The organism is Achromobacter sp. 1011811831, from assembly GCF_059760905.1.
Window position 1 is genome coordinate 21,088 of record NZ_JCBANG010000084.1, and the last position, 8,745, is coordinate 29,832.

General features: G+C 64.6%; 9 protein-coding genes. 2 read left to right on the plus strand and 7 right to left on the minus strand.

What is annotated here, in order from left to right; genetic code table 11:
- Positions 1-191: 191 nt before the first annotated feature.
- From AC6LJ9_RS24680 to AC6LJ9_RS24710, 7 genes are all read right to left on the minus strand, one after another.
- Complete coding sequence (locus AC6LJ9_RS24680; RefSeq protein WP_103273211.1) at positions 192-1,502, minus strand: citrate synthase; 1,311 nt, start codon at positions 1,500-1,502, stop codon at positions 192-194.
- Between the two features lie 19 nt (positions 1,503-1,521).
- Positions 1,522-1,782 carry a succinate dehydrogenase assembly factor 2 gene (locus AC6LJ9_RS24685; protein WP_212318169.1) on the minus strand — a complete coding sequence of 87 codons (261 nt, stop codon included), beginning with the start codon at positions 1,780-1,782 and terminating at the stop codon, positions 1,522-1,524.
- Between the two features lie 163 nt (positions 1,783-1,945).
- Positions 1,946-2,662 (minus strand): succinate dehydrogenase iron-sulfur subunit, encoded by a 717-nt coding sequence (locus AC6LJ9_RS24690; protein WP_024068140.1) that lies wholly within the window; start codon positions 2,660-2,662, stop codon positions 1,946-1,948.
- Positions 2,663-2,680: 18 nt separating this feature from the next.
- Positions 2,681-4,447: a succinate dehydrogenase flavoprotein subunit gene (gene sdhA, locus AC6LJ9_RS24695; protein WP_249205179.1), complete on the minus strand. Its 1,767-nt coding sequence runs from the start codon at positions 4,445-4,447 to the stop codon at positions 2,681-2,683.
- 15 nt (positions 4,448-4,462) lie between these two features.
- Complete coding sequence (sdhD, locus tag AC6LJ9_RS24700; protein WP_103273208.1) at positions 4,463-4,846, minus strand: succinate dehydrogenase, hydrophobic membrane anchor protein; 384 nt, start codon at positions 4,844-4,846, stop codon at positions 4,463-4,465.
- Positions 4,846-5,262, minus strand: a complete 417-nt coding sequence (gene sdhC / locus AC6LJ9_RS24705) for a succinate dehydrogenase, cytochrome b556 subunit (RefSeq protein WP_103273207.1) — start codon at positions 5,260-5,262, stop codon at positions 4,846-4,848. The genes sdhD and sdhC overlap by 1 nt, the downstream gene beginning before the upstream one ends.
- Positions 5,263-5,397: 135 nt before the next feature.
- Positions 5,398-6,183, minus strand: a complete 786-nt coding sequence (locus AC6LJ9_RS24710; RefSeq protein WP_212318175.1) for a GntR family transcriptional regulator — start codon at positions 6,181-6,183, stop codon at positions 5,398-5,400.
- 341 nt (positions 6,184-6,524) lie between these two features.
- Between AC6LJ9_RS24710 and AC6LJ9_RS24715 the strand changes: the two genes are divergently transcribed.
- Both AC6LJ9_RS24715 and prpB read left to right on the plus strand, forming a co-directional pair.
- The gene (locus tag AC6LJ9_RS24715; RefSeq protein WP_212318177.1) at positions 6,525-7,514 is read left to right on the plus strand and encodes a malate dehydrogenase; all 990 of its coding nucleotides are present in this window, start codon (positions 6,525-6,527) and stop codon (positions 7,512-7,514) included.
- A 303-nt stretch (positions 7,515-7,817) separates the two neighbouring features.
- Positions 7,818-8,708, plus strand: coding sequence for a methylisocitrate lyase (gene prpB, locus AC6LJ9_RS24720; protein WP_498149569.1), 891 nt, complete (start codon positions 7,818-7,820; stop codon positions 8,706-8,708).
- Positions 8,709-8,745 lie beyond the last annotated feature (37 nt).

Below are 8,745 nucleotides of genomic sequence, written 5' to 3' on the forward strand. Positions count from 1 at the left end.
ATAAACGTCGCGCACCCTCGGGTCGGCGATGATCTGCGCGAACGAGCCTTCCTGCAGGATGCCGCCTTGATGAAACAGCGCCGGCAATGCCAGCCGCCCTGGCTCGGCGCCACGCGCAAGCGCCCGTTCCCGCCGCCCAAAAAAACAAACCCGCCACAGCGGGCGGGTTTGTCTGCGCAAGCGCGGAAGGATCAGCGCTTGTCCATCGGGGGCACGTCGCGCGTGACCGAGCCGGTGAACAGCTGGCGGGGACGGCCGATCTTGTAGTCGGGGTCCGACAGCATTTCGTTCCACTGGGCGATCCAGCCCACCGTGCGGGCCAGCGCGAAGATGGCCGTGAACAGCGAGGTCGGGATGCCGATGGCGCGCTGCACGATGCCCGAGTAGAAGTCCACGTTCGGGTACAGCTTGCGCTGCACGAAGTACGGATCCGACAGGGCGATGCGTTCCAGTTCCATGGCCAGCTTGAACAGCGGGTCGTTTTCCAGGCCCAGGGCCGAGAGCACTTCCTTGCAGGTTTCCTGCATCAGCTTGGCGCGCGGGTCGTAGTTCTTGTAGACGCGGTGGCCAAAGCCCATCAGGCGCACGCCCGAGTTCTTGTCCTTGACCTTCTCCATGAACTCGCCGACCTTGGCGATGCCGCCGTTGGCTTGCAGTTCTTCGAGCATCTGCAGGCAAGCTTCGTTGGCGCCGCCGTGAGCCGGGCCCCACAGGCAAGCCACGCCGGCCGAGATGGCGGCGAAGGGGTTGGTGCCCGACGAGCCGCACAGGCGCACGGTCGAGGTCGAGGCGTTCTGCTCGTGGTCGGCGTGCAGGATGAAGATGCGGTCGAGCGCGCGCTCGACGACTTCATTGACCTTGTACTCTTCGCACGGCGTGGCGAACATCATGCGCAGGAAGTTGCCCGTGTAGGACAGGTCGTTCTGCGGATAGATGAAGGGCTGGCCTTGCGAGTACTTGTACGCCATCGCGACCAGCGTCGGCATCTTGGCGATCAGGCGGATGGCCGAGATGTGACGGTGCTGGGGATTGGTGATGTCGGTGGAGTCGTGGTAGAACGCCGACAGCGCGCCGACCAGGCCGGTCAGGACGGCCATCGGGTGCGCGTCGCGGCGGAAGCCGCGCAGGAAGAAGTGCAGCTGCTCGTTCACCATCGTGTGATGGGTCACTTGCGAGTCGAAATCGGCCTTCTGGGTCGCGTTCGGCAGTTCGCCGTTCAGGATCAGGTAGCAGATGTCCATGAAGTCGCAGTTCACGGCCAGCTGTTCGATGGGGAAGCCGCGGTACAGCAGTTCGCCCTTGTCGCCGTCGATGTACGTGATGCCCGATTCGCAGGCGGCGGTGGACATGAAGCCGGGGTCGAACGTGAACATGCCCGTCTGGCCGTACAGCTTGCGGATATCGATCACATCCGGACCGACCGTGCCCTTGTAGACGGGAAACTCGATGGGGGCGCTGCCGTCCGAGAAGGATAGCGTGGCTTTTTTGTCAGACAGGTTCATGTTTTTTCCTCTCAATTAATCAGAGCGACCGCATCTGGCCGATGATGTTGCGGAGCCGGGGCGTGTCCAGCGCGCCCTCGAGTTCCTTGCGGGCCAGCAGCAGGTCGAGAAGATCGTTGTCTCCCATCTCGAAGAGCTGCGTCAATGCGGCTACATCATCGTCGGTGAGCTCGGCTTCATGGGCGTCGAGGTACCGGGTGATGATCAAGTCGTTTTCGAGCAAGCCGCGGCGCGCCCGCCAACGCAGTCGCGCCCGCTCCAGTTCAGTAAGCCTGCTCATCGTTACACCTAAATGAAGGCCCTACGCGCCGCGCCCCGCAGGGGCGTTGCCGCCTGGGAACGGCCCGGCGGCACAATGCCTGCAACCCGCGCCGCCCTTCGGCGTGCCGCTCTCCGGGAGGACCCGATCCCGGAGCGCGCGGCGATAAAAAAACTGCTTGAAACTAGACCGTCCGGCGGACCATCAGTTCCTTGATCTTGCCAATCGCCTTGGTCGGATTCAGGCCCTTCGGACAGACATCGACGCAGTTCATGATGGTGTGGCAACGGAACAGGCGGTACGGGTCTTCCAGGTTGTCCAGGCGGCTGCCGGTGGCTTCGTCGCGGCTGTCCGCGATGAAGCGGTAGGCCTGCAGCAGGCCGGCCGGGCCGACGAACTTGTCCGGATTCCACCAGAACGACGGGCAGGAAGTGGAACAGCACGCGCACAGGATGCACTCGTACAGGCCGTCCAGCTCTTCGCGGGCCTCGGGCGACTGCAGGCGTTCCTTTTCGGGCGGCGGCGTGTCGTTGATGAGGTACGGGCGGATCGAGTGGTACTGGTTGAAGAAGTGCGTCATGTCCACGATCAGGTCGCGGATCACCGGCAGGCCGGGCAGCGGACGCAGGACGATCGGTTCCTTCAGCTCACGCAGGTTCGTCGTGCAGGCCAGGCCGTTCTTGCCGTTGATGTTCATGGCATCCGAACCGCACACGCCTTCACGGCACGAGCGGCGCAGCGCCAGGCTGTCGTCGACGTCGTTCTTGATGCGCACCAGCGCATCGAGCAGCATCTTGTCGGTCGGCTGGAGTTCGACTTCCAGCTTCTGCATATAGGGACGCTCGTCCTTGTCCGGATCGTAGCGGTAGATTTCGAACTTGACGATTCTCTTGGTGCTCATAGTAGGCTCTATCCGGACTTAGAAGGTACGCGCCTTGGGCGGGAAGGACTCGACCGTCAGCGGCTTCATCTGCACGGGCTTGTAGTCCAGGCGGCTGCCTTCGGAGTACCACAGCGTGTGCTTCAGCCAGTTCTCGTCGTCGCGGGTCGGGTGGTCGTCCAGCGCATGCGCGCCGCGGCTTTCGGTGCGGTTGGCGGCCGACTTGATCGTGGCGCGGGCCACTTCAGTCATGTTGGCCAGTTCCAGCGCCTCGACGCGCGCGGTGTTGAACACCTTGGACTTGTCCTTGAAGTAGATGTTGTCGGCTTGCTTGGCCAGGTCTTCGATCTGGGTCACGCCTTCGTTCAGCAGCTCCAGCGTGCGGAACACGCCGCAGTGACGCTGCATCGAGAAGCGGATGGCGTTGCCGATGTCCTGGGTCTTTTCGCCCGAGGTGCGCGATTCCAGCTTGTTGACGCGGTCCAGCGAGAATTCCACGGCCTGCTGCGGCACGGGCTGGTGCGAGTGCTGGCGTTCCGGGTGCGAATTGACGATGTGGTTGCCGGTGGCGCGACCGAAGACGATCAGATCCAGCAGCGAGTTCGTGCCCAGGCGGTTGGCGCCGTGCACCGACACCGCGGCGCATTCGCCGATGGCGTACAGGCCGTTGACGATCTTGTTCTCGCCGTTTTCGCGCGTCAGCACCTGGCCGTGGTAGTTGGCCGGGATGCCGCCCATCTGGTAGTGGATGGTCGGGACGACGGGAATCGGTTCCTTGATCGGATCGACGTTGCCGAACTTGATGGCGATTTCGCGGATCGAGGGCAGGCGCTTGTTGATCACGTCGGCGCCCAGGTGGTCAAGCTTGAGCACCACGTAGCTGCCGTCGGGACCGCAGCCGCGGCCTTCCTTGATTTCCTGGTCCATCGAGCGGGACACGAAGTCGCGCGGGGCCAGGTCCTTCAGCGTGGGCGCATAGCGCTCCATGAAGCGTTCGCCATCCTTGTTCAGCAGGATGCCGCCTTCGCCGCGCACGCCTTCGGTGATCAGCACGCCGGCGCCGGCCACGCCGGTCGGGTGGAATTGCCAGAATTCCATGTCCTGCAGCGGGATGCCCGCGCGGGCGGCCATGCCCAGGCCGTCACCGGTGTTGATGAAGGCGTTGGTGGAAGCGGCCCAGATGCGGCCGGCGCCGCCGGTGGCCAGCACCGTGGTCTTGGCTTCCAGGATGTAGATCTCGCCCGTTTCCATTTCCAGGGCGGTCACGCCCACGACGTCGCCCGCTTCGTTGCGCAGCAGGTCCAGCGCCATCCATTCGACGAAGAACTGGGTGCGCGCGGCGACGTTGCGCTGGTAGAGGGTGTGCAGCAGCGCGTGGCCGGTGCGGTCGGCAGCGGCACAGGCGCGCTGGACCGGCTTCTCGCCGAAGTTGGCGGTGTGGCCGCCGAACGGACGCTGGTAGATGGTGCCGTCGGGGTTGCGGTCGAACGGCATGCCAAAGTGCTCGAGCTCGTACACGGCGTTCGGCGCTTCGCGGCACATGAATTCGATGGCGTCCTGGTCGCCCAGCCAGTCCGAGCCCTTGACGGTGTCGTACATGTGCCAGTACCAGTTGTCCTCGCTCATGTTGCCCAGCGAGGCGCTCACGCCGCCCTGCGCCGCCACGGTGTGCGAACGGGTCGGGAACACCTTGGACAGCACGGCGACCGACAGGCCCGCCTGGGACAGTTGCAGGGAACAACGCATGCCGGCTCCGCCGGCGCCGACGACCACCACATCAAACTGGCGGCGCGGCAAGGATTTCATGACAGAGACCACGGCTTAGATGCTCCAGAGGATTTGCGCGAAATAAACGACCGAACCGACCAGCCAGAGGATCGTCAGCACTTGCAGCAGCAGGCGCAGGCCCACCGACTTGACGTAGTCCATCCAGAGGTCGCGCACGCCAATCCAGGCATGCCAGGCCAGCGCAATGAATGCGAGGGTGGCCAGGAGCTGGCCGACCGGAAGTACGCCCACGTAGAACGTGAACAGCGCGGTCCAGTTCTCGTACGTGAAGGCGGGCATCACCAGGATGCCGATGAGCAGCACCAGCGTGTAGACGGCCATGATGACCGCGGTGACGCGCTGAATGATGAAATCGATGGTGCCGTAGTGCGCGCCTACGACCAGGCGCTTGGCGCCGTAGTTCTTTGCTTCGGCCATTACAGCACTCCGAACAGTTTGAGGGCGAACACGACGGTCAGCGCCAGGCTGATGCCGAAGACCACGCCGGCGCTCTTCTTGGCCGACTGCTTGTCCAGGCCGATGTGCAGGTCCAGCAGCAGGTAGCGGATGCCGGCGCAGAAGTGGTGCAGATAGCCCCAGATCAGGACCAGCAGGACGAGCTTGACGATCGGATTACCCGCGTAGGCAGCCACGGCCGCGAACGTCTGCGGGGCGGCCACGCTGGCCGCGAACAGCGGCAGGATGACCAAGGGCAGACAGAGGAACAGCAGCACACCGCTCACGCGGTGAAGGATGGACAGCTTGCCGGCCAGGGGCAGGCGATAGGAGAACGCAACTTGGGCTAGACCAATATTGCGAAACTGCGGGCGTGGCTTGGCAGCGGTGTCGGACATGACGGCCTCGGTGTTTCTGAACTAGGGAATCGTTACGGCGTAAAAAACTGGCGGAACTCTGCGTGGCCCTCGCGGGCAAACACAGTATTTTCGCCCAGAGAACGGGTTGGTATCAAATCGTAGGGAAAAAGCTCATCAATTCAAACTATTGCGGTAGTGGTAGCGATCGGTCAAGTACAAACCCCGCCGGATTTCCATGGGGCGGTCACCATAGGTGTAGGACACTCGGTCCACCTGCAGCAACGGCGCGCCGGGGGAAACATTAAGCAAGGGGGCGATTTCGGCCGGCGCCGCCACGGCGCGCAGCTTCTCGTCGGCGCGCACCATGCTGACGCCGAACTCGGATTCGAACAGGCCGTACATCGGGGCCTTGTTGGCGGTGAGCAGCTCCAGCGTCAGGCCGCGGAAATTCGCGCCCGGCAGCCAGATGTCGTCCACCACGGTGGGGGTCGTGTCCATACAGAGCAGGCGGCGGATCATGATGACCGTCTCGCCGGCGCGCAGCTCCAGGCCGCGCGCGATCTCGGCCGGCGCGCGCAGGCGCCGGCATTCCAGGATGCGGCTTTCGGCGCGGCCGGACCCGGCCTGGGCCTCGTCGTCGGCGGCCAGGCGCAGGAAGCGGTAGCGCACGCGCGCTTCGTGGTGAGTGGCGACGAAGGTGCCCTTGCCCTGGCGGCGCAGCAGCAGGTGTTCGGCGGCCAGCTCATCGACCGCCTTGCGCACCGTGCCCTGGCTCACCTGGAAACGGGCGGCAAGGTCGATTTCGCTGGGGATGAGTTCGCCGGGCTTCCATTCGCCGCGATCAAGGCTCTGCACCAGCAGTTCCTTGATCTGGCGGTACAGCGGACTGAAAGCGGCCCCCTCGCCCGCCGGACGGGCGGCGCGTGTGCGTAGGGCGGTTTCGGGCCGTGGGTCTGCCATGGATCGTCTTGAAAGTGTCATGTCCATCCGGATGAATGAGTATGCGGCGCACGGGATCCATGCTCATCCACGATGCGCCGCCGCCGGTGATCTGGCCTAGGAACAGGCGCGCAGCCGGCTGTGCCGCGACGCATTCGAACAAACGCTCCATTGTGGCACATCGCGGACGCCGTTGTCCAACGTCTTATGTCTTATATAAGATATAAGAGAAATTGACGCTCACGTAAATTCGATCTAGGATTTCGGGCTGTCAGAGGCTCATGCCCGCGCTGAGTTTCCGCGCCCAACGATTACACTGATTGTCGAGATTTCTTCTCGCCAAACACTTACGGAGAACGTCCATGTCCAAGCCCGCCTTGCGTGTCGCCGTCACCGGCGCCGCCGGCCAAATCGGCTACGCCCTGCTGTTCCGCATCGCCTCCGGCGAAATGCTCGGCAAAGACCAGCCTGTCATCCTGCAACTGCTGGAAATCCCCGACGAGAAAGCGCAAAAGGCCCTGAAGGGCGTCATCATGGAACTGGATGACTGCGCCTTCCCGCTGCTGCAGGAAGTCACCGCCCACAGCGACCCGCGCACCGCCTTCAAGGACGCCGATGTGGCCCTGCTGGTCGGCGCCCGTCCGCGCGGCCCCGGCATGGAACGCAAGGACCTGCTGTCCGTCAACGCCCAGATCTTCACGGCGCAGGGCAAGGCCCTTAACGACGTCGCCAGCCGCAACGTCAAGGTGCTGGTGGTCGGCAACCCGGCCAACACCAACGCCTACATCGCCATGAAGTCGGCGCCGGACCTGCCCGCCAAGAACTTCACCGCCATGCTGCGCCTGGACCACAACCGTGCCCTGTCGCAACTGGCCGCCAAGTCCGGCAAGGCCGTGGCCGACATCGAAAAGCTGGTCGTGTGGGGCAACCACTCGCCCACGATGTACCCCGACTTCCGCTTCGCCACGGTCGGCGGCCAGAGCCTGGCCAAGCTGATCAACGACGACGCCTGGAACCGCGACACCTTCATCCCCACCGTGGGCAAGCGCGGCGCCGCCATCATCGAAGCGCGCGGCCTGTCCTCGGCCGCCTCGGCCGCCAACGCCGCCATCGACCACGTGCGTGACTGGGTCCTGGGCAGCAACGGCAAGTGGGTCACCATGGGCATCCCGTCGGATGGCTCCTACGGCATCCCCGAAGGCATCATCTACGGCGTGCCGGTCACCACCGAAAACGGCGAATACAAGCGCGTCGAAGGCCTGGAAATCGACGCCTTCTCGCGCGAGCGCCTGGACTTCACGCTGAAAGAGCTGCTCGAAGAGCGCGATGGCGTGAAGGACCTGCTGAAGTAATCAGGTCGAGCATGAAAATTGGGCCCGTTCGCGGGCCCAATTCACAGGCCGGCGATGCGCGCAGCGTGATCGCCGGCCGCCCGCCAGGCGTCTTCGGACGCCTGCGACCCGGCAAATACACCTGTCCGCTTGCCCCGCCGCAAATGCGTCGCAAACGATTGTCGCGCAGGGGACAGATTTATTTTCCGGACCCGAGGTAAGGTCGGACGCCAGCCACGAGCAGGCGCCGGGCCCGCCGCGGACCGGCACACCCACTGCCCGGGGACGTCCAGAACACCCGGTCCACATACACGGAGACCACCCATGTCCAGACCCGAATCGCCCGGCGCCCTGTTCCGTCGCGCGCTGGCCGAAGAAAGCCCGCTGCAGATCATCGGCGCCATCAACGCCAACCATGCGCTGCTGGCCAGGCGCGCCGGCTACCGCGCCATCTACCTGTCGGGCGGCGGCGTCGCCGCCGGCTCGCTGGGCCTGCCGGACCTGGGCATCAACACCATGGACGACGTGCTGACCGACGTGCGCCGCATCACCGACGTGTGCGACGTGCCGCTGCTGGTCGACATCGACACCGGCTTCGGCCCCTCGGCCTTCAACATCGCCCGCACGGTCAAGAGCCTGATCAAATTCGGCGCGGCCGCCTGCCACATCGAGGACCAGGTCGGCGCCAAGCGCTGCGGCCACCGTCCCGGCAAGGAAATCGTCAGCACCGAGGAAATGGCCGACCGCGTGAAGGCCGCCGCCGATGCCCGCACCGACAGCGACTTCTACCTGATCGCCCGCACCGACGCCATCGCCTCGCACGGCGTGGACGCCGCCATCGAGCGCGCGCTGGCCTGCGTCGAAGCCGGCGCCGACGCCATCTTCGCCGAAGCCGCCTACGATTTGCCCACCTACGACCGCTTCGTCAAGGCGGTGAAGGTGCCGGTGCTGGCCAACATCACCGAATTCGGCAAGACCCCGCTGTTCTCGGTCGAGGAACTCAAGAGCGTGGGCGTGGGCATGGTGCTCTACCCGCTGTCGGCGTTCCGCGCCATGAACAAGGCCGCCGAGGCCGTCTACACCGCCATCCGCCGCGACGGCCACCAGAAGAACGTGGTCGACCTGATGCAGACGCGCGAAGAGCTGTACGACCGCATCGGCTACCACGAATTCGAATCGAAGCTGGACGCCCTGTTCCAGAAGAACAAGGGCTAGTCCCGCACCGTCTACGGCGGCGGGCGCGGCGGCGATC